The 24,122-nt window shown below is 44.9% G+C and carries 21 protein-coding genes, 1 tRNA gene and 1 riboswitch; of the genes, 15 read left to right on the forward strand and 7 right to left on the reverse strand.

What is annotated here, in order from left to right; all coding sequences use genetic code 11:
* The 4 genes from rsxC to AB6E30_RS01920 form a co-directional block, all read right to left on the reverse strand.
* Positions 1 to 1,792, reverse strand: a 1,792-nt coding sequence (rsxC, locus tag AB6E30_RS01905; RefSeq protein WP_372102487.1) for an electron transport complex subunit RsxC, incomplete at its 3' end; no start/stop codon positions are given.
* 7 nt (positions 1,793 to 1,799) lie between these two features.
* Positions 1,800 to 2,393, reverse strand: coding sequence for an electron transport complex subunit RsxB (gene rsxB, locus AB6E30_RS01910; protein ID WP_102398539.1), 594 nt, complete (start codon positions 2,391 to 2,393; stop codon positions 1,800 to 1,802).
* A 2-nt stretch (positions 2,394 to 2,395) separates the two neighbouring features.
* Complete coding sequence (gene rsxA / locus AB6E30_RS01915; RefSeq protein ID WP_004734039.1) at positions 2,396 to 2,974, reverse strand: electron transport complex subunit RsxA; 579 nt, start codon at positions 2,972 to 2,974, stop codon at positions 2,396 to 2,398.
* 487 nt (positions 2,975 to 3,461) lie between these two features.
* Positions 3,462 to 3,537, reverse strand: a tRNA-Asn gene (locus AB6E30_RS01920).
* Positions 3,538 to 4,045: 508 nt separating this feature from the next.
* Here AB6E30_RS01920 and uvrB point away from each other — a divergent pair.
* From uvrB to luxU, 3 genes are all read left to right on the forward strand, one after another.
* Entirely contained in the window at positions 4,046 to 6,076 is a 2,031-nt protein-coding gene (gene uvrB / locus AB6E30_RS01925) for an excinuclease ABC subunit UvrB (protein WP_017066592.1), read from the forward strand.
* 302 nt (positions 6,077 to 6,378) lie between these two features.
* Entirely contained in the window at positions 6,379 to 7,767 is a 1,389-nt protein-coding gene (gene luxO / locus AB6E30_RS01930) for a quorum-sensing sigma-54 dependent transcriptional regulator LuxO (protein ID WP_004734031.1), read from the forward strand.
* Between the two features lie 24 nt (positions 7,768 to 7,791).
* A complete protein-coding gene (gene luxU / locus AB6E30_RS01935) occupies positions 7,792 to 8,136 on the forward strand; it encodes a quorum-sensing phosphorelay protein LuxU (protein WP_017062179.1) in 345 nt (114 codons plus the stop codon).
* A 74-nt stretch (positions 8,137 to 8,210) separates the two neighbouring features.
* On the opposite strand, the gene AB6E30_RS01940 is transcribed toward luxU, so the two are convergent.
* Positions 8,211 to 9,098, reverse strand: coding sequence for a YvcK family protein (locus AB6E30_RS01940; protein ID WP_017062178.1), 888 nt, complete (start codon positions 9,096 to 9,098; stop codon positions 8,211 to 8,213).
* Between the two features lie 195 nt (positions 9,099 to 9,293).
* Positions 9,294 to 9,446: riboswitch (molybdenum cofactor riboswitch) on the forward strand.
* Between AB6E30_RS01940 and moaA the strand changes: the two genes are divergently transcribed.
* The 11 genes from moaA to AB6E30_RS01995 all read left to right on the forward strand — a co-directional run bounded on the left by moaA (position 9,435) and on the right by AB6E30_RS01995 (position 19,561).
* The gene (gene moaA / locus AB6E30_RS01945) at positions 9,435 to 10,424 is read left to right on the forward strand and encodes a GTP 3',8-cyclase MoaA (RefSeq protein WP_009848642.1); all 990 of its coding nucleotides are present in this window, start codon (positions 9,435 to 9,437) and stop codon (positions 10,422 to 10,424) included. (Overlaps the previous riboswitch by 12 nt.)
* A gap of 86 nt (positions 10,425 to 10,510) precedes the next feature.
* A complete protein-coding gene (moaB, locus tag AB6E30_RS01950) occupies positions 10,511 to 11,023 on the forward strand; it encodes a molybdenum cofactor biosynthesis protein B (RefSeq protein WP_004734027.1) in 513 nt (170 codons plus the stop codon).
* Between the two features lie 12 nt (positions 11,024 to 11,035).
* A complete protein-coding gene (gene moaC / locus AB6E30_RS01955) occupies positions 11,036 to 11,515 on the forward strand; it encodes a cyclic pyranopterin monophosphate synthase MoaC (protein ID WP_004734026.1) in 480 nt (159 codons plus the stop codon).
* Positions 11,512 to 11,757, forward strand: a complete 246-nt coding sequence (gene moaD, locus AB6E30_RS01960) for a molybdopterin synthase sulfur carrier subunit (RefSeq protein ID WP_017063465.1) — start codon at positions 11,512 to 11,514, stop codon at positions 11,755 to 11,757. Before moaC ends, moaD begins: the two co-directional genes overlap by 4 nt.
* Positions 11,758 to 11,759: 2 nt before the next feature.
* Positions 11,760 to 12,215 (forward strand): molybdopterin synthase catalytic subunit MoaE, encoded by a 456-nt coding sequence (gene moaE, locus AB6E30_RS01965; RefSeq protein WP_102332513.1) that lies wholly within the window; start codon positions 11,760 to 11,762, stop codon positions 12,213 to 12,215.
* 632 nt (positions 12,216 to 12,847) lie between these two features.
* The gene (locus tag AB6E30_RS01970; protein ID WP_372102489.1) at positions 12,848 to 14,479 is read left to right on the forward strand and encodes an ABC transporter substrate-binding protein; all 1,632 of its coding nucleotides are present in this window, start codon (positions 12,848 to 12,850) and stop codon (positions 14,477 to 14,479) included.
* 114 nt (positions 14,480 to 14,593) lie between these two features.
* On the forward strand, positions 14,594 to 15,514 hold the full coding sequence (oppB, locus tag AB6E30_RS01975; RefSeq protein ID WP_017062174.1) for an oligopeptide ABC transporter permease OppB: 921 nt from the start codon (positions 14,594 to 14,596) through the stop codon (positions 15,512 to 15,514).
* A 15-nt stretch (positions 15,515 to 15,529) separates the two neighbouring features.
* On the forward strand, positions 15,530 to 16,432 hold the full coding sequence (oppC, locus tag AB6E30_RS01980) for an oligopeptide ABC transporter permease OppC (RefSeq protein WP_012603543.1): 903 nt from the start codon (positions 15,530 to 15,532) through the stop codon (positions 16,430 to 16,432).
* A gap of 42 nt (positions 16,433 to 16,474) precedes the next feature.
* On the forward strand, positions 16,475 to 17,446 hold the full coding sequence (locus tag AB6E30_RS01985; RefSeq protein ID WP_012603544.1) for an ABC transporter ATP-binding protein: 972 nt from the start codon (positions 16,475 to 16,477) through the stop codon (positions 17,444 to 17,446).
* Positions 17,443 to 18,429, forward strand: coding sequence for a murein tripeptide/oligopeptide ABC transporter ATP binding protein OppF (gene oppF / locus AB6E30_RS01990; protein WP_372102491.1), 987 nt, complete (start codon positions 17,443 to 17,445; stop codon positions 18,427 to 18,429). Before AB6E30_RS01985 ends, oppF begins: the two co-directional genes overlap by 4 nt.
* A gap of 193 nt (positions 18,430 to 18,622) precedes the next feature.
* The gene (locus AB6E30_RS01995; protein ID WP_372102493.1) at positions 18,623 to 19,561 is read left to right on the forward strand and encodes a glutathione S-transferase family protein; all 939 of its coding nucleotides are present in this window, start codon (positions 18,623 to 18,625) and stop codon (positions 19,559 to 19,561) included.
* 82 nt (positions 19,562 to 19,643) lie between these two features.
* Here AB6E30_RS01995 and pta read toward each other — a convergent pair whose 3' ends face one another.
* Complete coding sequence (pta, locus tag AB6E30_RS02000) at positions 19,644 to 21,809, reverse strand: phosphate acetyltransferase (RefSeq protein WP_017069189.1); 2,166 nt, start codon at positions 21,807 to 21,809, stop codon at positions 19,644 to 19,646.
* 147 nt (positions 21,810 to 21,956) lie between these two features.
* On the reverse strand, positions 21,957 to 23,153 hold the full coding sequence (locus AB6E30_RS02005; RefSeq protein WP_017062169.1) for an acetate kinase: 1,197 nt from the start codon (positions 23,151 to 23,153) through the stop codon (positions 21,957 to 21,959).
* 341 nt (positions 23,154 to 23,494) lie between these two features.
* Between AB6E30_RS02005 and yfbV the strand changes: the two genes are divergently transcribed.
* Positions 23,495 to 23,947, forward strand: a complete 453-nt coding sequence (gene yfbV, locus AB6E30_RS02010) for a terminus macrodomain insulation protein YfbV (protein ID WP_017062168.1) — start codon at positions 23,495 to 23,497, stop codon at positions 23,945 to 23,947.
* Positions 23,948 to 24,122 lie beyond the last annotated feature (175 nt).

Genomic DNA, 24,122 nt, shown 5'->3' on the forward strand with positions numbered 1-24,122 from the left:
TAGCGCGAGCAATCGCAGCAGCAACGGCGTCTTTCTTCGTATCGCCTGAGCTTTCTGCAGGAGTATCGGCTGCTGCTTGTTGTGCCTTGCGCTCTCTCGCTTGACGCTTGCGCTCTTCACGCAGTTTAGACATTTCAGAGTTGTCTGGTTCAGCGCCTTCCGCTTTTTGAGCTGCAGCTTGTTTCGCTTTTGCCTTCGCAATAGCGGCAGCAACCGCAGGTTTCACTGCTGGTTCTTCATTCGGAGCCTGATCCGCAGCGGCTTTTTGTGCTTTAACACGAGCAATCGCAGCAGCAATAGCATCATCACCGCCGGATGTTTTCATATCTTTACGGCGGTTATCTGCGGCTTTTTTAAAGCGGTTTTCACGTTCGGCTTTATCACGCTCCATACGAGCGTTCTTCTCTTCAAAACGAATCTTGGCGCGTTCTGCAGCAGCGGCTTCATCTTTTCGAGTTTTGATTTCAGCTTTTGCTTGGCGATAGTACTGAACAAGAGGGATTTCGCTTGGGCAGACAAATGCACATGCACCACATTCAATACAGTCTTTAATATTTAGCTCTTCACACTTATCCAACTCGTTGGCTTTGGCGTGCCATTGCAGTTGTTGAGGAAGTAGAGACGCAGGGCAAGCTTCAGCACATGCGCTGCAACGGATACATTCCATCTCGTAAGTGCTTGGTGAGATCTCACGACGCGTTGGCGCCAAAATACAGTTCGACGTTTTGGTGATTGGCACATTGGCATGCGGCAAGGTAAAGCCCATCATCGGGCCGCCCAAAATTAAACGCGGCAGTTTTTTATCTGCTTTGTAGCCAAACTCTTCAAGTAACTCATGTACTGGTGTGCCTAATAGCGCCCAAACGTTACGAGGTTGCTTAAAGGTTTTACCGGTTAATGTCACAACGCGGTTAACCACAGGTTCGCCGTCAATTACCGCTCGCTTAATCGAGTAAAGAGAGCCGACGTTCTGAACCAAAACACCAATGTCTGCAGGAATGCCGCCAGCTGGAACCTCTTTGTTGGTGAGGATCTTGATAAGTTGCTTCTCACCACCAGAAGGGTATTTGGTTGGGATAACGCGAATGACGATATCTTTGTCTTTCGCTGCAATCTCAAGTGCTTTTATCGCATCTGGTTTGTTGTCTTCAATGCCGATAACCGTCAGCTTTGGTTGAAGAATGTGTTCAACCACTTCGATGCCGTTTAATACTTCGTCGGCATGTTCTTGAAGCAACTTGTCATCAGAGGTGATGTAAGGTTCACATTCCGCAGCGTTGACGATCAAAATGTCGGTACGACCTAAGCCTGATTGAAGCTTCTTAGCCGTAGGGAAACCTGCGCCGCCCATGCCTGAAATACCAGCTTGGCGAATCACATCAAGCAGTTCGTCAGAAGTCTTTGTCGAAAAATCTTCAACTGGATTTTTTTCAATCCAAGTGTCTAGGCCATCAGGTTTAATAACCACGCATATTTCGCTCAAGCCTGAAGGGTGAGCGGTAGTTCGCGGTTCGATAGCGGTAATCACACCCGATGTTGGTGCGTGTACTGGCAAAGTAAAACCTGTGTCTAAGGCCGTAAGTTGCTGACCTTTTAACACAGTGTCGCCAGCAGCAACCAATAGGTTCCCCAGCTTACCGATGTGCTGTTTCACAGGAAGAACGATTTCTTCTGGAAGCCTTGCATGGACGATATCAGTAGTATTCGACTGTTTCTTGTTTTCAGCAGGGTGCACGCCACCAGGGAAGTTCCAAATAGAGCCCGTGCGAATTTGTTCAATTAAAGAGATCATACTAACCCTATGCTTTAGGCTCTGACGCAGTCGCATCAGTCGCTTGGTTAGTGATATCAGTAAAAGGGATGATGTTCATCTGCCATTTCCAATTTTCAGTCGTTGTTGCCACTGGAATCATTTCAATACAGTCAGTAGGGCACGGTGCGACACATAGATCACAACCTGTACATTCATCTTTAATTACTGTGTGCAGTGCCTTGGTGCCACCAACAATGGCGTCAACAGGGCAGGCTTGAATACACTTGGTACAGCCGATACACATATCTTCGTGAATGAAGGCAACGGTTTTTACTTTGTTATCTAAGTCATGAGCGGAGTCTTCAACTTCTACGCCCATTAAATCTGCTAGCTTCTCAATGGTTGCTTGGCCGCCCGGAGGACATTTGTTGATCTTGTCTCCGTTAGCGATCGCCTCTGCGTATGGGCGACAGCCAGGGTAGCCACACTGGCCACATTGAGTTTGCGGTAAGATGGTGTCGATTTGATCGACGATAGGATCGGCTTCAACTTTAAAGCGGATAGAAGCAAAGCCCAAAATAGCGCCAAAAACAGCGGCTAAAACGGCTAGCGCAATGATCGCAATTAAAATGGTACTCATGCTTATTTCACCAACCCAGTAAAGCCCATAAATGCCAAAGACATTAAGCCTGCTGTGATCATCGCAATCGATGCGCCTTTGAATGGCATTGGAACATCAGCAACCGCAATACGTTCACGCATTGCAGCAAATAGGATTAATACAAGAGAGAAACCCACCGCTGCGCCGAAACCATAGATGATCGACTGAATGAAGTTGTGGTTTTCATTGATGTTCAGAAGTGCCACACCTAATACCGCACAGTTGGTGGTGATAAGAGGCAGAAAGATACCCAGCAGGCGATAAAGAGTCGGGCTAGTTTTGTGAACGACCATTTCCGTAAATTGAACAACCACCGCGATAACCAAGATGAAACTCATGGTACGCAGGTATTCAATACCCAGAGGGGTAAGGATGTAGGTTTCTACTAGGTATGCAGAGACCGACGCTAACGTTAGAACGAAAGTCGTCGCGAGGCCCATGCCAATCGCAGTCTCCAGTTTCTTGGAGACTCCCATAAATGGACATAGTCCTAAAAACTTCACTAGCACAAAGTTATTGACCAGCACTGTGCCAACCAACAACAAAAGGTATTCGGTCATAATGGATTAATTCTTGAGATTCCGATCCCGATATTATCCTGCTTTGCTCACCTAATAACAACCAAGGATCACTAGGGATTTAGACACTTGGTGAAAAAAACATCAGGTAATCGATTGATTATTAAAGTTACCGTAAGTATAGACGGCCAATTTTTACTTCGTGAGACAAGTTTGTAGGAGTAGTTGAATTGGATCTTTCATAAGATCATTCTTGAATTGAACTCGATTTGCTTCCTACGAATAGGGTCATATTTGTGGCTTTTTGTGCTAAGAACTATCAAAAAGAGGAGTGAAAGAGGCGAGTAAAATACGAGCCCAAAGCACTAAAACGCAAAAAGCCGCATCGAGTGATGCGGCTTCTTTAAATTTGGCCCCCTTGTCGAGACTTGAACGCGGGCGGCTAGGTTTGTGACATTAACTTGGAACAAGTTAGTCGCAGCTATATACGAAAAAAGCCCAATCTTTCGATTGAGCTTTTTTCTGAATTTGGCTCCCCTTGCAAGACTTGAACTTGCGACATACGGATTAACAGTCCGCCGTTCTACCAACTGAACTAAAGGGGAATTGCTTGTTAGCGACGCGAATTCTAATAATTGTCCGGATTTCTGTCAATAAAAAATATCAGAAAAAAGTAAGATAAAAAACTTTACTTTCTTGAACGCCTTATAGGATTTAGCTTTGCTTTAGTTATCCACCAAAATTGTGGATAAGTGTGTGTGTGAAACTTTAACAACAATAATCGGGATAAATCGAAAAATGTAAAAACCTTATCTAACGTAATGTATTTAAAAGATTTATAGCAAAATGTCGCAATTGTATAACTTTTGTAGATTATAAAACGAACAGTAAAACAAGCGGTATTTTTAGGTTTTTTGGGGAAAAGTAGTGGATTAAAATTCGAGTAATTTAGCTGGGGAAACTTTGCAGGGCACGGATAATACCAAGTTCTAAAAATAAAAGCTATAACTGATCTCTGATCTTAAGATGCATTTCTCTAGATAATTGTTGCAACGACACTCCTCCTAGAGTGACAATGACCTGATTAAAAAAACAGTATGGAAATGGCGACCTATGAGTAAACTCTTTGACTTGGTATCGGACTACAGCCCGTCCGGTGATCAGCCGACAGCGATAACCAAATTACTAGACGGATTAGATTCTGGTTTGGCACATCAAACTCTACTAGGGGTAACGGGCTCAGGTAAAACCTTTACCCTTGCCAACGTCATTTCCCAATCTCAAAGACCTGCGATTCTGTTAGCGCCTAACAAGACATTGGCGGCTCAACTTTACGGTGAGATGAAATCTTTCTTTCCAAACAATGCCGTTGAGTATTTCGTTTCTTACTACGATTACTACCAACCTGAAGCCTACGTTCCAACCACGGACACGTTCATCGAGAAAGATGCGTCTGTGAACGCTCATATCGAACAAATGAGGCTTTCGGCAACCAAAGCCTTATTAGAACGAAAAGACGCCATCATTGTGGCTTCTGTGTCGGCTATCTACGGTCTGGGTGATCCTAAGTCTTATTTGAAGATGATGCTTCATTTGAGTCGTGGCGAGGTGATGGATCAGCGAGACATCCTGCGTCGATTGGCTGAGCTGCAATATTCAAGAAACGATGTCGCCTTTGAACGTGGTCAGTTCCGTGTTCGTGGTGAGGTGATTGATATCTTTCCGGCTGAATCTGACCAAGATGCGGTTCGAATTGAGATGTTCGATGACGAAGTGGACTGTATTAGTATTTTTGATCCTCTGACTGGTGCGGTGAAACAAAGAGACTTGCCGCGCTTTACGGTTTATCCAAAAACTCACTATGTAACGCCAAGAGAAAAAATCCTTGAGGCGATTGAGAACATCAAGGACGAACTGCGCGATCGTGCTCAATACTTAAAAGACAACAATAAGCTTTTGGAAGAGCAGCGTATCTCTCAAAGAACTCAGTTTGATATTGAGATGATGACTGAGCTTGGCTTCTGTTCCGGTATCGAAAACTATTCACGATACTTGAGCGGCCGTGCGGAAGGGGAAGCGCCGCCAACGTTATTTGACTACCTGCCTGATGATGGTTTGCTGATCATCGATGAGTCACACGTGACTGTGCCGCAAATTGGTGCGATGTATAAAGGTGACCGTTCTCGTAAAGAAACCTTGGTCGAGTTTGGTTTTAGACTGCCTTCTGCATTGGATAACCGCCCAATGAAGTTTGAAGAATTTGAGTCTATAGCCCCACAAACGATTTTTGTGTCGGCAACACCAGGTAATTACGAGATTGAAAAATCAGATGGCGAGATTGCTGATCAAGTGGTACGTCCTACTGGTCTGTTAGACCCAATCATCGAAGTAAGACCTGTCGCGACGCAGGTGGATGACTTGCTGTCTGAAATCAGAATCCGTTCAGTGAAAGAAGAGCGTGTTTTGGTTACCACGTTGACCAAGAGAATGGCAGAAGACTTAACCGAATACCTAAGTGAGCACGGCGTTAAAGTGCGTTACTTGCACTCGGATATCGATACCGTTGAGCGTGTAGAGATCATCCGAGACCTACGTTTGGGCAAGTTCGATGTGTTAGTGGGCATTAACTTACTTCGTGAAGGTTTGGATATGCCTGAAGTGTCGCTGGTGGCGATTCTTGATGCAGATAAAGAGGGCTTCTTGCGTTCTGAGCGTTCTCTGATTCAAACCATTGGTCGTGCTGCTCGTAACTTGGAAGGTCGAGCAATCCTTTATGGTGATTCGATTACTAAGTCGATGAGAAAAGCGATTGATGAAACCGATCGTCGTCGCGAGAAACAGCAAGCCTACAACGAAGAGCAAGGCATCACTCCGCAAGCGTTGAAACGCAATATCAAAGACATTATGGAACTGGGTGATCTAACCAAGTCGAAGCAGCAGCGCCAATCGAAACAAGTTCCACTATCTAAGGTGGCAGAGCCTTCTGAAAGTTATGCAGTACTTACGCCGCAACAGCTTGATAAAGAGATCAGCAAGCTAGAATCTGCGATGTATCAGCATGCTCAGAATCTGGAATTTGAATTGGCCGCACAGAAGCGTGATGAAATTGATCAGTTAAGAAAGCAGTTTATTACTAACAGCTAATCTCACTTTTCGCTCGAGAATTGATCCCCCTCAACACAAGAATTGAGAGTGTTTCAGACAAAAAAACAGCCAGTAGTAAATGTTCTACTGGCTTACGTTTGTGAACAATCGGTCCACTAACAACGTCAGTTGGCTAGGTGACCCGAAGGTCATTTATACCGTTGCATCGTTCGTGCCAGATAGATAAAACATTGATTGTTTGAAGCAAGTAAAAAAACACACTACAAATACTGTGGCTAATTTGCATAATGCAAAGCGGAATGCGACTATAATAAGAAATGCAAATTATAAATGGCTAGGATATGCAATCAAAAACGCTAGATAACAAATCGAAGTATTTGTTGATGGTAGAGGATACCGCTTCGGTAGCAGCTTTATATCGCTCGTATCTTACACCGCTCGAAATTGATATCAACATTGTCGGCACTGGCCGCGATGCAATCGAGAGTTTGAATCATCGAATCCCAGACCTTATTTTATTAGATCTACGTCTGCCTGATATGACGGGTATGGACGTACTATTTGCTGTAAAACAAAAATACCCTGAAGTTCCAGTTATCTTCATGACGGCTCACGGCTCTATCGATACCGCTGTAGAAGCGATGCGTCATGGCTCTCAAGATTTCCTTATCAAACCGTGTGAAGCCGACCGACTCCGTATTACGGTGAATAATGCGATCCGCAAAGCCACCAAACTTAAAAATAGCTCGGAACACCCGGGAAACCAGAACTACCAAGGTTTTATCGGCAGCAGCCAAACCATGCAGCAGGTTTACCGAACTATCGATTCTGCTGCATCGAGTAAGGCGAGCATTTTCATTACTGGTGAAAGTGGTACCGGTAAAGAGGTATGTGCAGAAGCCATTCATGCGGCGAGTAAGCGTGGCGATAAGCCGTTCATCGCGATTAACTGTGCCGCTATCCCTAAAGACCTGATTGAAAGTGAGCTGTTTGGCCACGTTAAAGGTGCCTTTACCGGTGCTGCGACCGATCGCCAAGGTGCTGCTGAGCTTGCTGATGGTGGAACACTGTTCCTTGATGAACTGTGCGAAATGGACTTAGAGCTGCAAACCAAGCTGCTGCGCTTTATCCAAACCGGTACTTTCCAAAAAGTCGGCTCTTCGAAGATGAAGAGTGTCGACGTTCGTTTTGTGTGTGCGACCAACCGTGACCCTTGGAAAGAAGTACAAGAAGGTCGCTTTAGAGAAGATTTATACTATCGTTTATACGTGATTCCATTGCACTTGCCGCCATTGCGTGAGCGTGGTGAAGATGTCATCGAGATCGCGTATTCTCTGCTAGGCTATATGTCGGTCGAGGAGGGGAAGGCGTTTGTACGTTTTGCTCAGGAAGTACTTGATCGCTTTAATCAATATGAGTGGCCGGGTAACGTTCGTCAGCTACAAAACGTGTTGCGGAACGTGGTGGTTTTGAATAACGGCAAAGAGATTACTCTCAACATGCTTCCACCACCGTTGAACCAACCGATTGAAAACAGTCTGCGATTGAAAGAGAAGCAGAATGAAGACATCACGGTAAAAGATATTTTCCCATTGTGGATCACTGAGAAAACGGCTATCGAGCAGGCCATTAAAGCGTGTGATGGCAACATCCCTCGTGCGGCAGGTTTCTTAGATGTCAGTCCATCGACGATATACCGTAAGTTGCAAACGTGGAATGCGAAGCAGTAATCAACAAACAATAAGAAAATAATAATGACGAAAGTATTAAATCAGCAAAAAGTTGATGAGCTTGCCGGCGAAATAGGCCAAGAGAATGTCCCGGTTTTACTGGAAATCTTTTTAGGTGAGTTGAAAGGCTACTACGAACACCTAGAGATAAATAAAGAGTCGGATACCTCTAAGTACTTGGCTGATATCAGTCATGCGCTTAAGAGCAGCGCAGCAAGCTTTGGTGCGGATTCTTTGTGTAGTTTTGCGATTAGCTTAGACGCAAAAGTGAAGCAAGCGTTGCCTGTAACCGAGATTGATTTTCAAGATATGCAAGACCTCCTGTTATCGACGTACACTGAATATCAGCAGTTGATGACGGACCTTTAAAACAGCGAGTTATTACTGAGATTAAAAAAGGAGCAGCATGCTCCTTTTTTGTTGTTTGTCGCTTGAACCTATGGCTACGCCAACTGGGCTTCAATGGCTTGTTGAAGCTTCACACGGTCGTGTCGCCAATCTCGGTTTGCCGATGCAAGATCTGTGGTCACACAATTCCATTGCACTTCTAGTTCCGGGTGAGGTTCATTGCCTAACACGATGTCTATTTTCCTTGCCTTACAGGTACGTTCACACCACTCCAATTGCTCTTGAAGCGTCATTTTCCCTGCGGGACCGTGCTCTGGTGAAAGGTTTTCAACGAAGATAACTTTTGCCTTGGTGTTCTCAGAGATTGCTTTGCCAATCTCTGGAAGGAGAAGAGGGGGCATCACACTGGTTAAAAAGCTTCCAGGGCCAAGGACAATGCAGTCTGCTTGCTCAACGGCAGCAACGGCTTCTTTGGTTGCTGGCACTTCTGGAGACAAGTCCATCATGCGCAGCTTTTCCGTCATGTCATCAACGTTGGTTTCGCCGGTAACCCAGCGGCCGTCCATTGATAGAGCCGTGAGGTCTGAAGGATGCTCAGTCATCGGCACGATATTGACATCGACCTTGAGCATATTTCGAATCAGGTTAATTGCTTCCAATGGGCGAACGGAAAGGTTGTCTAACGCCGTCAGCATTAGGTTACCCAAGTTATGACCGTCTAGCTCACCTTGACCACGAAAGCGGTATTCGAACATCATCGAACTGATTGAAGGCTCTGTGATTAATTGGTTGATACAGTTGCGTGTATCTCCCCATGCGATGCCACCTTGGCAATCTCTAATACGTCCGGTGGAACCGCCGTTATCTGTCGTTGCAACAATGCCAGTTGCGTTGTTACCAAAGTCTTTTAATGCAGCTAACATGCGACCTAAGCCATGGCCACCGCCGATTGCTACGACTTTCTTTGAAGAGTAAATATTCATTTATTGTTCTTGTTAGGTTATTACCAACTATAATTTAGGTTAAATGCTTCTCGCTATATACTCAACAAGAGTTATTTTGAGCGTTTGATACGTTTTTTTTTGCCGATGTGACCCGTTTTTTACCATCAGAGCTAGATTCACGTACAAATATTAAGTATTTTATTACTCAGCTACTGCGCGTGTGAATATAACGCTCAGTTGCCATAACTCCGAGCTCTCGCATGCTAAGTCGCACAGTGGTATTTGCTGTACCGATACGCATCAAGAGCCAGTGACATGTTGTCACAAGGGCTTAATTGGAAATGATTATGCCTCCCGTGTTTGGAAAGGTGTTCCGTGGCGCAACAATTCGAAGATAGATTCCATCGCAAGTTTTATTACTTGCGCTTGTCGGTTACAGACGTCTGTAACTTTAAATGTACTTACTGCTTACCAGATGGTTACAAACCGTCAGGGCAAAAAAACTCGTCTTTTTTAAGTGTTCCCGAGATCAAACGCGTTGTTAAAGCGTTTGCAGATTGTGGTACCTCAAAGATCCGCATTACAGGCGGAGAGCCGAGTCTGCGTAAAGACTTTCCTGAAATCATACATACCGTTGCTTCTACTCCAGGCATCGAAAAAGTAGCCACCACAACGAATGGCTACCGCATGGAGAAACAAGTAGGGCAATGGCGTGATGCTGGTTTAACCCATATAAACGTGAGCGTGGATAGTTTAGATTCGCGCATGTTCCATCAGATCACTGGTGAGAATAAGTTTACTGAGGTTATGCGAGGCATTGATAAAGCGTTTGAGGTTGGCTTTGAACAAGTCAAAGTCAACGTCGTATTAATGAAAGACCTCAATAGTCAGGAATTACCAGCCTTCCTTAATTGGATCAAAGACAAACCTATTCAATTACGTTTTATCGAGCTGATGAAAACCGGCGAGATGGACGAGTTGTTCGATAAACATCATGTGTCTGGCGTTGCGATTCGCAACCAGCTTATTGCTAATGGTTGGCTGTTAAAAGTCAAAGCCGTTAACGATGGCCCGGCGCAAGTGTTTGTCCACCCAGACTACAAGGGTGAAATCGGTTTGATCATGCCTTACGAGAAAGACTTTTGTGAGAGTTGTAACCGACTGCGCGTTTCTGCGACCGGTAAACTTCACTTATGTCTGTTTGGCGACCATGGTGTTGAACTGAGAGATCTGATTCAAGAAGATCAACAAGAGCAAGAACTCATTGATCGAATTCAGGCTCAGCTTCAAACCAAGTCCGTTAGCCACTTCTTACACGATGGCAACAGCGGCATGACTCCAAACTTGGCGTCAATCGGCGGTTAACCCGCTACACACTCTAAAGCATTTTATCGCTCAGCTTCTTCAGGCTGGGCGAATCAGTCTAATGAAAAATTTATATAGGTGAACAAATGGGTCACGCAGAAAGCAAATTCCAAGCAGCAAACATCGCAGTACTAACGGTTTCAGATACTCGTACAGAAGAAAACGACACTTCAGGCGGTTACCTAGCAGAGCATGCTAAAGAAGCGGGTCACAACGTGGTTGATAAGCAAATCGTTATTGATGACATGTACAAGATCCGTGCGATCGTATCTAAATGGATCGCTGATGAAAGCGTACAAGCTATCATGATCACGGGTGGTACTGGTTTCACTTCTCGTGACAGCACGCCTGAAGCGCTTAAGCCACTGTTCGACAAAGAAGTAGAAGGCTTTGGTGAGCTATTCCGTCAAGTATCTTACGAAGAGATCGGTACTTCGACAATTCAATCTCGTGCGATTGCGGGTTTTGCTAACCACACGGTTATCTTTGCGATGCCAGGTTCTACAGGCGCTTGCCGCACCGGTTGGACTAAGATCATCAAGCAACAGATGGATGCTAGCCACCGTCCTTGTAACTTCATGCCACACCTTTCTGTATAAGGCGGTTTGAGTATGAGCCAATTTACACACATTAACGCGTCTGGCGAAGCAAACATGGTCGATGTATCGGCTAAAGCGGAAACAGTACGTGAAGCGAGAGCGGAAGCCTTCGTTCAAATGTCGGCAGAAACGCTAGAGCTGATTGTCTCTGGTAGCCACCATAAAGGTGATGTTTTCGCAACGGCACGTATTGCGGGTATTCAAGCGGCGAAGAAGACGTGGGATCTGATTCCCCTGTGTCACCCTCTGCTATTAACTAAAGTAGAAGTGCAGCTTGAAGCTATCGAGTCTGAAAACAAGGTTCGCATCGAATCTGTTTGTAAGCTTGCGGGTAAGACGGGCGTAGAGATGGAAGCGCTAACGGCTGCTTCTGTGGCTGCGTTAACGATTTACGATATGTGTAAAGCTGTTCAGAAAGACATTGTTATCGAAAACGTGCGCCTGCTAGAGAAGACAGGTGGTAAATCTGGTCACTTTAAGGTGGAGTCATGATTACAGTACTTTTCTTTGCTCAAACTCGTGAACTTGTTGGTGTGGACAGCGTTGAAGTTGATGCACAATTTAAGACGATTGAAGCGATTCGTAGTCATCTTGTGACACAAGAAGGCAAATGGGATATCGCATTGGAAGAGGGGAAGCTTCTGGCTGCACTTAACCAATCAATCGTACCTCTGACAGCTGAAGTGAAAGACGGCGACGAAGTGGCTTTCTTCCCACCAGTGACTGGAGGCTAAGCATGGATCCAAGAGTATTAGTGACAGCTGAGGACTTCTCGGTAGGCGACGAATACGACTACTTGGCTCAAGGTACAGCTGCCGGAGCGATTGTGACGTTCGTTGGTAAAGTTCGCGACATGAACCTTGGCGACAATGTGATTGGTTTGTCTCTGGAGCACTATCCAGGTATGACAGAAAAATCACTGAGCGAGATCTGTGATCAAGCTGAGGCACGCTGGCCAATCCAAAAGATGCGAGTTATCCATCGTGTTGGTGACCTAGATATCGGTGACCAGATTGTTTACGTTGGTGTATCCAGTGCACACCGCGGTGCGGCCTTTGAAGCCTGTGAGTTTGTGATGGATTTCCTAAAAACCAAAGCGCCGTTTTGGAAGAAGGAACGCACCACTGAAGCAACTCGTTGGGTTGACTCTCGAGACTCAGACGCGAAAGCTGCAGAGCGTTGGGAAAAATAATCACCCAAGGTTACTCACCTTCAGAACGAATATTAAAAGCCGACTATTAAAGTCGGTTTTTTTGTTCGTGCTACAAAGCTATTTATAAATAAGTGGTGTATTAATAAATGGTTAATCATTCAAGTTGCATATAAATTCGGTACGTGATTTTGCCTGTCTTGGTGCATTTCTAAATCTGTTTTGGTGCAGTGCATTATGCTGTTTTGTATAAAGTGATAATCCTCACAAATAGTGGAGTCTATTTAGGGGATATGTGATGTGCAATTAGATTTCATGTGGCATTAATGTTAATTTGCTGACCGTGTTCTAGCATAAGATGCTAAAAAAAAGTATCAATACAGATACATCAACACTAAAGGCTGTTTTTTAATTAATCCCTATGTGTAACTCACTATTCATTAGGTTTTTATTAGAGATTTACACTGTTACCTTGAGTAATTCGGAGAATTATCCGATTTTTTGCGACTTGTTTGTGGCAAATTACTTCAATGGTTGATAGTGTGTGCCTCAATCTTTGTAAGGTTTTAGATTTTTATGCTTAAATTTTGAGCTAAATAAATCTAAATCACTGCCGTTCAGTGAACCAAGCAAAGAAGTCATGGATGCAATACATAAAACTTGGAGTTTATTAAATGTACAAGAATAAAATCACTCAGGCCCTTCTTCTAGGTGCTGGTTTGGCAGTGGCTGCCTCTTCTACTCTTTCTATCGCTGCTGAAGTTCCAGCAGGCACAGAACTGGCAAAAGTTCAGGAACTTGTTCGCGGTAACGGTACTGAAGTTGCAACTATCGACCCACACAAATCTCAAGGTGTACCAGAATCTCACGTAATTCGTGATCTTCTAGAAGGTCTAGTGAACCAAGACGGCGACGGCAACACTATCCCTGGTGTTGCGGAAAGCTGGGAAACGACAGACAACAAAACATTCACTTTCCACCTACGCAAAGACGCAAAATGGTCTAACGGCGATCCTGTAACAGCTCAAGATTTTGTATACAGCTGGCAACGTGCAGTTGATCCTGCAACGGCTTCTCCATACGCTTGGTACATGGAATACACCAAGATGGCGAATGCGAAAGATATCGTAGCGGGTAAGAAAGACAAGAGTGAACTAGGCGTTAAAGCAGTGGATGCAAACACTCTAGTTGTTGAATTAGAAACAGCGGTACCATACTTCGTAATGATGATGGGCCACACAACAATGAAGCCAGTACACCAGGCAACTGTTGAAAAATACGGTGACCAGTGGACTAAGCCAGAGCACTTTGTTGGCAACGGTGCATTCTCTGTTGATAAATGGGTTGTTAACGAGCGTCTAGTACTCAAGCGTAACGAACAGTACTGGGACAACGATAAAACAGTTCTTAACAAAGTAACGTTCCTACCAATCGAAAACCAAGTAGCGGAAATGAACCGTTTCCTATCTGGTGAAATCGACTTCACAAACGAACTGCCAACTGAGCACTTCAAGCGCCTTCAAAAAGAGCACGCTGAAGATGTATCTGTAGCGGGTAACCTATGTACTTACTACTACATCTTCAACACGAAGAAAGCACCGTTTGATGACGTTCGTGTTCGTCAAGCAATCTCTTACGCGATCGACCGTGATATCGTAACAGGTGCTATCCTAGCGCAAGGTCAAAAACCTGCGTATTTCCTAACGCCTGAAATCACAGCTGGCTTCGATCCTGAGCTACCTGCTTACGGCAAGATGTCTCAGAAAGAGCGTAACGCAGAAGCAGAGCGTCTTCTTGAAGAAGCGGGTTACGGTAAAGACAACCCACTTAAATTCAACCTGCTTTACAACACTTCAGAGAACCACAAGAAGATTGCTGTAGCGCTAGGTTCTATGTGGAAGAAAACACTGGGTCTTTCTGTAACACTTGAGAACCAAGAGTGGAAAACGTACCTATCTTCTAAAGATTCTGGTGACTTCGAAGTAGCACGTGCTGGTTGGTGTGGTGACTACAATGAAGCGTCTTCGTTCCTAACGCTAATGAAGAGTAACAACACTACCGGTGGTGTTCACTACGACAGCGCGGCTTACGACCAGATCATCGATAAAGCACTTAACTCAACTTCAGAAGAAGAGCGTAAAGCACTTTACCTAGAAGCTGAGGCGCTAATGGCAAACGACATGCCAATCGCTCCTATCTACCAATACGTTAAATCTCGTCTACTTAACCCGCATGTTGGTGGTTTCCCAATCAACAACGCGGAAGACAAGATCTTCTCGAAAGACCTATACATCAAAGCTCAATAATAAGCTTCGATTCTAAAAAGTTAATATAACTATAACGATACAGGCACTACATGCGCAGGGCGCGCATGTAGCGTCTTTCTAATTTTAATTGTCACAGACTGAAAGAGTGAGTTTATGCTTAAATTCATTATGAAACGGATATTTGAAGCGATTCCAACCATGTTGGTGTTGATCACTATATCTTTCTTTCTCATGCGTTTCGCACCGGGTAACCCGTTTTCAAGCGAACGTCCATTACCGCCAGAAGTTATGGCTAACATCGAAGCTAAATACGGCTTAGATAAACCAGTATTTGAACAATACACCACGTATTTGACAAATATCTTACAAGGTGACTTCGGCCCCTCGTTTAAGTACCAAGATTACACAGTAAATGAGCTGATCGCGGTTGCACTTCCAGTATCTGCGAAGGTAGGTTTCGTTGCCTTTATCTTCACACTATTGATGGGGGTCACTGTCGGGACGATTGCTGCCTTGAAGCACAACACCTGGGTCGACTACACCATAATGTCGACCGCCATGCTCGGGGTGGTAATGCCATCTTTCGTGTTGGCACCGGCGCTTATTTACCTTTTCTCCCTGCACTGGAACATATTCCCAGCAGGTGGTTGGCATGGCGGTACATTCATGTACATCGTGCTGCCTGTTATCGCGATGTCTCTTCTTTACGTAGCAACCTTTGCTCGTATTACTCGCGGTAGCATGATTGAAACGCTAAACAGTAACTTTATCCGAACTGCGCGTGCAAAAGGTCTAAGCTACCGTTATATCATTCTAAAACATGCACTTAAGCCAGCAATGCTACCTGTTGTTTCTTACATGGGACCTGCGTTCGTAGGTATCATCACAGGTTCAGTTGTTGTTGAAACCATCTTCGGCCTACCAGGTATCGGTAAGCTGTTTGTTAACGCCGCGTTTAACCGTGACTACTCGCTAGTAATGGGTGTAACCATCTTGATTGGTTTCCTATTCATCTTGTTCAACGCAATCGTTGATATTTTGCTAGCGCTTATTGACCCGAAAATTCGCTACTAACAGGGACGCATGGTTATGTTGAAGAAAAAAGAAAATTTAGAAGCGATCGAAAAGTTCTCTGAGAGCTTAGAGATTGAAGGTCGTAGTTTGTGGCAGGACGCGCGCATTCGTTTCATGCGAAACAAAGCTGCGATGGTGAGCCTGTGCATTCTTACGCTTATGGTACTGGCAGTTATCTTCTTACCAATGCTGGCTCAGTACACTTATGATGATACTGACTGGTACGCAATGCACGTTGGTCCGAATGCGGATCACTGGTTTGGTACCGATAGCTTAGGTCGTGATTTGTACGTTCGTACTCTTGTCGGTGGCCGCATCTCATTGATGGTTGGTGTGATGGGTGCCTTCGTAGCGGTACTGATTGGTACGCTTTACGGTGCAGCTTCAGGCTTCATCGGCGGTCGTACTGACCGAGTGATGATGCGTATCCTAGAGATCTTGTACGCAGTGCCATTCATGTTCCTAGTAATCGTACTGGTAACGTTCTTTGGTCGTAACATCGTCCTAATCTTCGTTGCTATTGGTGCGATTGCTTGGCTAGATATGGCGCGTATTGTACGTGGTCAAACGTTGAGCCTACGTAGTAAAGAGTTCATTGAAGCTGCACACGTATGTGGTGTAAGCAAATGGAAGATCATTACACGTCACATCGTACCGAACGTACTGGGTATCGTAGCGGTTTACTCTACGTTGCTTATTCCAAGCATGATCCTTACAGAATCATTCTTATCTTTCCTTGGTCTTGGTGTTCAAGAGCCTATGACAAGCTGGGGCGCATTGCTTCAAGAAGGTTCGCAAACAATGGAAGTTGCAATCTGGCAATTGACATTCCCTGCGGCATTCATGGTAGTTACGCTGTTCTGCTTTAACTACGTAGGTGATGGTCTGCGCGACGCGCTTGATCCAAAAGACAGATAACGAAATAGCAATTAAAAGCTATAAAAGATTAAGGAAGCAATAATGAGCTTATTAGATGTCAAAGATCTGCGCGTCGAATTTACCACGCAAGATGGTATCGTAACCGCAGTAAACGACTTGAACTTCTCACTTAACCAAGGCGAAACGCTGGGTATTGTTGGTGAGTCGGGTTCAGGTAAATCACAAACGGTATTTGCACTGATGGGGCTGCTGGCTAAAAACGGCATCATCTCAGGCAGTGCAAAGTTTGAAGGCAATGAAATCCTCAACCTGCCTGAAAAAGCGCTGAACAAGGTTCGTGCTGAACAGATCGCAATGATCTTCCAAGATCCAATGACGTCACTGAACCCTTACATGAAAGTAAGTGATCAGTTGATGGAAGTACTTATGCTGCACAAAGGCATGGGTAAAGCAGAGGCGTTTGAAGAATCAGTACGCATGCTTGAAGCGGTTAAAATCCCTGAAGCACGTAAGCGTATCACCATGTACCCACACGAATTTTCTGGCGGTATGCGTCAGCGTGTGATGATCGCAATGGCACTGCTGTGTCGTCCTAAATTACTTATCGCTGATGAACCAACAACGGCACTGGATGTAACCATTCAAGCGCAAATCATGGAATTGCTGAACGAACTTAAAGATGAGTTCAATACGGCAATCATCATGATCACCCATGACTTGGGTGTTGTTGCTGGCTCATGTGACAAAGTACTTGTGATGTACGCGGGTCGTACAATGGAGTACGGCACGGTTGATGAAATCTTCTACGAGCCAAGCCACCCATATGCGGAAGGCCTGCTTAAAGCGATTCCTCGTTTGGATACCGAAGGTGAAATTCTACCGACGATTCCAGGTAACCCACCTAACTTACTTCGTCTACCAACAGGTTGTCCTTACCAAGACCGTTGTCACCGTGTAATGGACCGTTGTAAGCAAGAAGCACCGATTTTGCAGCCATTTGCTAAAGACCGTCAGCGTGCTTGTTTTTCAGATTGGGAGACTTGGACAAAATGAGTAAAGAATTACTATTAGATATTAAAGACCTGAAAGTTCACTTTAGCATTGCAGCTAAGTCTGCTTGGCCTTGGGCAAAACCATCAAACCTTAAAGCGGTTGATGGTGTTGATGTTCACCTTTACGAAGGAGAGACTCTGGGTGTAGTAGGTGAGTCTGGTTGTGGTAAGTCGACTTTTGCCCGTGCGATTATCGGCTTGGTTGAAGCGACTGAAGGTCAAGTGATGTGGTTAGGTCAAGACCTAACTAAGATGCAGGAAGTGAAGCGTCGTGAGACTCGTAAAGAGATTCAGATGATCTTCCAAGACCCGCTAGCATCGCTTAACCCACGTATGTCAGTAGGCGATATTATTGCTGAGCCTCTAGAGACTTTCTTCCCTGAACTTTCTAAACAAGAAGTGAAGGACAGAGTTAAAGAGATGATGGCAAAGGTTGGTCTACTACCCAACGTAATCAACCGTTACCCTCATGAATTCTCTGGTGGTCAGTGTCAGCGTATTGGTATTGCACGTGCGCTTATCTTGAAGCCTAAGATGATCATCTGTGATGAGCCGGTTTCTGCTCTGGATGTCTCTATCCAAGCTCAAGTAGTAAACCTTCTTATGGAACTGCAGAAAGAGTTAGGTTTGTCTTTGGTATTCATCGCGCACGATTTGTCGGTTGTTAAACACATTTCTGACCGTGTATTGGTGATGTACTTAGGTAATGCTGTTGAACTAGGTGAATCAGATGCCTTGTTCTCAGATCCTAAGCACCCATATACCAAAGCATTGATGTCTGCAGTTCCAATTCCAGACCCTCGCTTAGAGCGCAGCAAAACGATTCAGATGTTGGAAGGTGATCTACCATCGCCAATCAACCCACCATCAGGTTGTGTGTTCCGTACTCGTTGCCCTGAAGCAACTGAGGCCTGCGCGCAAACCAAGCCAACCATTCAAGGCGATGACGTACACGCAGTATCTTGCTTGCACGTACAAGTCTAGAACCCGTTTGATACGGTTCAGCCTGTGACAGGCTTAAGCGCAACTTTTTATAGGTTGCGCTTTTTTTATGCTTACGTATTCGAGCACCTTCACCTTCATCAAATTATTTGAACAACTAAGCCAACTTCTTCTAGTTTTGAAAAAGTTGGCTTTTTTTATACTAGAGAAAAGTTTGGATGACAGAGGTTTGGATATGGGTAAGTTAGTTGAAGGTGTTTGGCATGACGTTTGGTATGACACCAAAGAAAGCGGTGGCAAGTTTGTTCGCGAAGATGCAGGCTTTCGTCACTGGATAGAGAACAAAGCCGGTGCACAATTTCAGCCAGAAAGCGGTCGTTATCACTTATACGTATCATTGGCTTGCCCTTGGGCGCACCGAACTTTAATCTTCCGTGAACTTAAAGAGCTAACCGATCATATTGACGTGACGGTCGTCTGCCCAGACATGATGAGTGAAGGGTGGCAAATGGGGCTACCTGAACCTCTATTCGGCCATACCCGCATGCACCAAATCTACACCCAAGGCAAACCGGACTATTCAGGTCGAGTCACGGTTCCTGTTTTATGGGATAAGAAAACCAACACCATTGTGAGTAACGAGTCGTCTGAAATCATTCGCATGTTTAACTCAGAGTTTAACGAGCTAACGGGTAACACCGATGATTACTACCCGTGGGAGTTGTCCAAGAAGATTGATGAGTGGAATGATTATATCTACCCAAACATCAACAACGGCGTATACCGAACCGGCTTTGCGACAACACAAGAAGCCTACGAAGAAGCGTATGACGCCTTGTTTGAAGCCTTAGACAAAGTAGATGCGCACCTTAGCGAACATCGCTATTTGGCGGGTAACGAGATTACAGAAGCGGATTGGCGCTTGTTTACCACTCTGGTTCGATTTGATGCGGTTTATGTAGGTCACTTCAAGTGTAACAAGCAACGAATTGCGGATTACAAACATATCCAAGGTTATCTAAAAGAGCTCTATCAAATAGAGGGTATTAAAGAGACTACGGATTTCTACCACATCAAGCGCCACTACTATTACAGCCACACTGGTATCAACCCGACTCAAGTGGTGCCTAAAGGGCCTGATCTGGATTTAGATTCGCCTCACGGACGTGGTTAGAATCATTAATTAATCCGCTTTTCTTCAGGCGTAAAAAAACCCTAGATAAACATCTAGGGTTTTTGCTTTCTGAAAAAGAAAATTAGTTAATTACTTTTTCTTCAGCTTGTGCAGCTTGGTCTGCTTGGATAGCCGTTAGAGCTACTGTGTAAACGATGTCGTCTACTAGAGCGCCACGAGACAAGTCATTTACTGGCTTGCGCATACCTTGAAGCATTGGACCGATAGATACTAGATCTGCTGAACGCTGTACAGCTTTGTAAGTCGTGTTACCCGTGTTTAAGTCTGGGAATACGAATACTGTCGCTTTACCTGCAACTGGAGAGTTAGGCGCTTTAGAAGCGGCTACGTTTTCCATGATTGCTGCATCGTACTGTAGAGGACCGTCGATCACTAGATCAGGACGCTTCTCTTGAGCAAGTTTCGTTGCTTCACGTACTTTATCTACGTCTGCACCCTTACCAGATTCACCAGTAGAGTAAGAGATCATAGCAACGCGTGGGTCGATACCGAATGCCGCAGCAGAATCTGCAGATTGGATAGCGATTTCAGCAAGCTGTTCAGCTGTTGGATCTGGGTTGATCGCACAGTCACCGTATACAAGAACTTGATCAGGCAGAAGCATGAAGAAGATCGAAGATACGATAGAAGCATCAGGAGCAGTCTTGATGATCTGGAACGGAGGAACGATAGTGTTCGCCGTTGTGTGAACAGCACCAGAAACTAGGCCGTCAACTTCGCCAGCTTCAAGCATCATAGTACCTAGGAATACTGAATCTTCTAGCTTCTCACGAGCAACAACTTCAGTCATACCTTTAGCGCCACGAAGTTCTACTAGACGAGCTACGTAGTTTTCGCGAACTGATGCAGAATCGATGATCTCAACGCCAGCGCCAAGCTCAACACCTTGCTGCGCTGCAACGCGACGGATTTCTTCAGGGTTACCTAGAAGTACACACGTTGCGATACCGCGCTCAGCACAGATAGCCGCAGCTTTAACTGTACGTGGCTCATCACCTTCAGGAAGAACGATGCGCTTAGCCGCTTTACGAGCAAATTCAGTTAGCTGGTAACGGAATGCTGGTGGGCTTAGACGACGGATGCCTTGAGTACCTTCAGATAGAGAATCAATCCAAGGGCCATCAATGTGGCTTGCAACGTGATCGTTAACGAACTCGATACGCTCTTTATCGTCTGCAGGAACTTCTAGGTTGAAGCTCTGTAGGTTTAGAGATGTCTGCCAAGTGTTACCTTGAGCCTTGAAGATCGGTAGACCTGAAGCGAATGCTGGTGCACAAAGGTTAGCAATGCTTTCTGGAATGTCGTAACCGCCAGTAAGCAGGATTGCGCCAATCTCAACACCGTTTTTCGCAGCAAGAGCCGCAGCAACGATAACGTCAGGACGGTCTGCAGAAGTTACTAGCAGTGAGCCTGGTTTGAAGTGCTCAATCATGTGCGGTAGAGAACGTGCACAGAAAGTGATGCTCTTAATACGACGAGTTGAGATTTCACCTTCGTTAACGATTTCAGCGTTAAGGTGCTTAGCCATATCAACCGCACGAGTTGCGATTAGATCGATGCTCCATGGCACGCAGCCAAGAACACGGATAGGGCTAGAGTTGAAGATTTGCATTACTTCAAGGTTCGCTTGCTGAGCGCTGTCTGCATCATCAAAGATTTCAGATAGGTCAGGGCGAGTACGGCCAGCTTCATCAACAGGAGCGTTAAGCTTGTTGATGATTACGCCTTTGATGTTTTTGTTCTTAGTACCGCCGAAGTTAGAACATGCTACTTCGATACGCTCTTTAAGCTGCGTAGGGTTGTCAGTACCAGGAGTCGCAACGAATACGATCTCCGCGCCAAGTGTTTTTGCGATTTCCGCGTTCACTTGGTTAGCAAATGGGTGCTTACGAGTAGGTACTAGACCTTCGATTAGCGTTACTTCTGCGTCTTTGTTGATCTTGTTGTATTGCTCAACAACTGACTCAAGAAGCTCGTCCATTTTTTCACTACCGATCAAAGCTTCAGCTTTAGTCATTGCGATTGGCTCACCAATCTTAATGTCGCTGTTTGCGCTGATGATAGTAGACGTTAGATCTGGTTGGTTACCACCGCTACGAGGCTGAGCGATTGGCTTGTAGAAAGAAACACTTACGCCTTTACGCTCCATAGCGCGAAGAACACCCATGCTAACACTAGTAAGACCAACACCAGCGCTTGTAGGGATAAGCATAATAGTACGGGACATTGACGAACACCTTTAACTATTGGAAATAAAAAAAGCTCAACTGCTATTCCCACCGATATTAAAATTGGGGTAGGAATAGAAGTTGAGCCCCATTTTCTTGATATGAAAAACTGACTAGCTTCGAGTGAAGCTAGTCAGGAAAATCAATTAAAGACCTGCTAGTTTCGCAGTGTCTTCAGCAATTACTAGCTCTTCGTTAGTAGAGATAACCATTGCAGGGATACGGCTGTTAGCTGTAGTGATAGTACCTTCGCCGCCGAAACGAGCTTTAAGGTTAGCTTCACCGTCAACTTCGATGCCGAAGATGCCTAGGCGGTTTAGAACCATTTCACGGATTGGGCCAGAGTTTTCGCCGATGCCGCCAGTGAAAGTGATTGCGTCTAGACGACCTTCTAGAGTCGCAGTGTAACCAGCTACGTACTTAGCTAGACGGTGACAGAACACGTCCATTGCACGAGTTGCTTCTTCTTTCTCACCGTAGTTGTCTTCAACGAAACGACAGTCAGAAGTCACTTCAGTTAGACCAGCAAGACCAGACTCTTTAGTTAGCATGTTGTTGATTTCTTCAACAGAGTAACCAAGTGCGTCGTGTAGGTGGAAGATGATTGCAGGGTCTAGGTCACCACAACGAGTACCCATTACAAGACCTTCAAGAGGAGTAAGACCCATAGAAGTGTCTACAGATTTACCGTTCTTGATTGCACATACAGAAGCGCCGTTACCTAGGTGACAGTTGATGATGTTAACTTCTTCAACTGGCTTGTTTAGTAGGCCTGCAACTTCACGAGTGATGAATAGGTGAGAAGTACCGTGCATGCCGTAACGACGGATGCCGTGCTCTTTGTACAGGTTGTACGGTAGAGCGTATAGGTAAGACTCAGAAGGCATTGTTTGGTGGAACGCAGTGTCAAAAACAGCAACGTTTTGTAGACCAGGGAAGTTCTGTTGAGCCGCTTCGATACCGATAAGGTGAGCAGGGTTGTGAAGAGGTGCGAAAGTCGCAGCGTCTTGAATACCCTTAAGAACTTCATCAGTGATAAGTGCAGAAGAAGTGAACTGCTCGCCACCGTGTACGATACGGTGACCGATAGCGCCAAGGTTAGCTTTAAGCTCAGGCTTAGAAGCAAGAATAGTTTCTACCATGAAAGATAGTGCTTCTACGTGAGCTGCGCCCGCGCCTAGTTGTGCTTCATGCTTGCCATCAAGTTTCCACTTCATACGAGCTTCTGGAAGACCTAGACACTCAGCAAGACCAGTTAGGTGCTCTGCACCTGTTTCTGCATCAACAACAGCGAATTTAAGAGAAGAACTACCACAGTTTAAAACTAAAACTAGCTTAGACATTAATGACTACCTGTTTATTTTTCTGATCGAAATCAGTTAAGGATGAAAATTAATCTCAAGAATAGTCGAAGCACATAGGCTTGCGTACTAACCTTGGTCAAAAAAACGTTAATTTCCGTATAAAGTGAAAGCGCTCTTTATCAAAAAGAGGCTTGTGCATTCCTTGCAGAAGTCTTCTCAAAGTTGCTTAAATTGTAAATAAGGGCAACAATGAGATTGAGGTCTGCAAATAATAGCGATATTGTGCAAATATAACAAAAAAATTTGAAAGAATATTATTTTTCGTCAAATTTTTGTGTTTTTAGTTGATGATTTCAACTTTTTTTTAATGGGAGACTCATATGAGCAATAGAGTTGGTTTAGCTAGTAGTTTAAAAGATGGCCAAAAGTACATGGATCTCTGGCCCGTCCGAAAAGAGTTAAACGCGATCTTCCCAGAACAACGCATTATTAAAGCGACCCGTTTTGGCGTGAAAGTGATGCCTGCGATTGCCGCTATCAGTGTTCTTACACAAATGGTCTTTAATAATTACCAAGCGATGCCACAGGCTGTGGTTATGGCTTTGTTTGCGATCAGCTTGCCGCTACAAGGTATGTGGTGGTTGGGCAATCGCTCAAATACACAACTTCCGCCGGCGCTAGTATCGTGGTACCGCGAACTGCATGAAAAGATCACTGAAACGGGTTTTGCGTTAGAGCCTATGAAGCCGCGCCCTCGCTATAAAGAATTGGCAATCATTTTAAATCGTGCCTTTCGTCAGTTAGATAAATCCTCAATGGAGCGTTGGTTCTAAAGAATCCCAGCTCTCCCTCTTGTCTGAGAACAACTATTCATCTTCTATAGCTTGTTCTCAGATTTGCTCCTCTTTTTGTTACCTCGCTTACTTTCCGTTTAGCTTACCTGTCCTTATTCACTTGGTTTCTTACCTTCCTCCGAAGTCAATATAACCTTTCTCACATAACTCGAGC

Source organism: Vibrio sp. 10N.247.311.12 (assembly GCF_041467515.1).
Classification (GTDB): Bacteria; Pseudomonadota; Gammaproteobacteria; order Enterobacterales; family Vibrionaceae; genus Vibrio; species Vibrio crassostreae_C.

Coding starts and splice junctions, on each gene's coding strand:
- rsxB (WP_102398539.1), bottom strand. CDS start 2,393: ATGAGTACCATTTTAATTGCGATCATTGCGCTAGCCGTTTTAGCCGCT.
- rsxA (WP_004734039.1), bottom strand. CDS start 2,974: ATGACCGAATACCTTTTGTTGTTGGTTGGCACAGTGCTGGTCAATAAC.
- uvrB (WP_017066592.1), top strand. CDS start 4,046: ATGAGTAAACTCTTTGACTTGGTATCGGACTACAGCCCGTCCGGTGAT.
- luxO (WP_004734031.1), top strand. CDS start 6,379: ATGCAATCAAAAACGCTAGATAACAAATCGAAGTATTTGTTGATGGTA.
- luxU (WP_017062179.1), top strand. CDS start 7,792: ATGACGAAAGTATTAAATCAGCAAAAAGTTGATGAGCTTGCCGGCGAA.
- AB6E30_RS01940 (WP_017062178.1), bottom strand. CDS start 9,098: ATGAATATTTACTCTTCAAAGAAAGTCGTAGCAATCGGCGGTGGCCAT.
- moaB (WP_004734027.1), top strand. CDS start 10,511: ATGGGTCACGCAGAAAGCAAATTCCAAGCAGCAAACATCGCAGTACTA.
- moaC (WP_004734026.1), top strand. CDS start 11,036: ATGAGCCAATTTACACACATTAACGCGTCTGGCGAAGCAAACATGGTC.
- moaD (WP_017063465.1), top strand. CDS start 11,512: ATGATTACAGTACTTTTCTTTGCTCAAACTCGTGAACTTGTTGGTGTG.
- moaE (WP_102332513.1), top strand. CDS start 11,760: ATGGATCCAAGAGTATTAGTGACAGCTGAGGACTTCTCGGTAGGCGAC.
- AB6E30_RS01970 (WP_372102489.1), top strand. CDS start 12,848: ATGTACAAGAATAAAATCACTCAGGCCCTTCTTCTAGGTGCTGGTTTG.
- oppB (WP_017062174.1), top strand. CDS start 14,594: ATGCTTAAATTCATTATGAAACGGATATTTGAAGCGATTCCAACCATG.
- oppC (WP_012603543.1), top strand. CDS start 15,530: ATGTTGAAGAAAAAAGAAAATTTAGAAGCGATCGAAAAGTTCTCTGAG.
- AB6E30_RS01985 (WP_012603544.1), top strand. CDS start 16,475: ATGAGCTTATTAGATGTCAAAGATCTGCGCGTCGAATTTACCACGCAA.
- oppF (WP_372102491.1), top strand. CDS start 17,443: ATGAGTAAAGAATTACTATTAGATATTAAAGACCTGAAAGTTCACTTT.
- AB6E30_RS01995 (WP_372102493.1), top strand. CDS start 18,623: ATGGGTAAGTTAGTTGAAGGTGTTTGGCATGACGTTTGGTATGACACC.
- pta (WP_017069189.1), bottom strand. CDS start 21,809: ATGTCCCGTACTATTATGCTTATCCCTACAAGCGCTGGTGTTGGTCTT.
- AB6E30_RS02005 (WP_017062169.1), bottom strand. CDS start 23,153: ATGTCTAAGCTAGTTTTAGTTTTAAACTGTGGTAGTTCTTCTCTTAAA.
- yfbV (WP_017062168.1), top strand. CDS start 23,495: ATGAGCAATAGAGTTGGTTTAGCTAGTAGTTTAAAAGATGGCCAAAAG.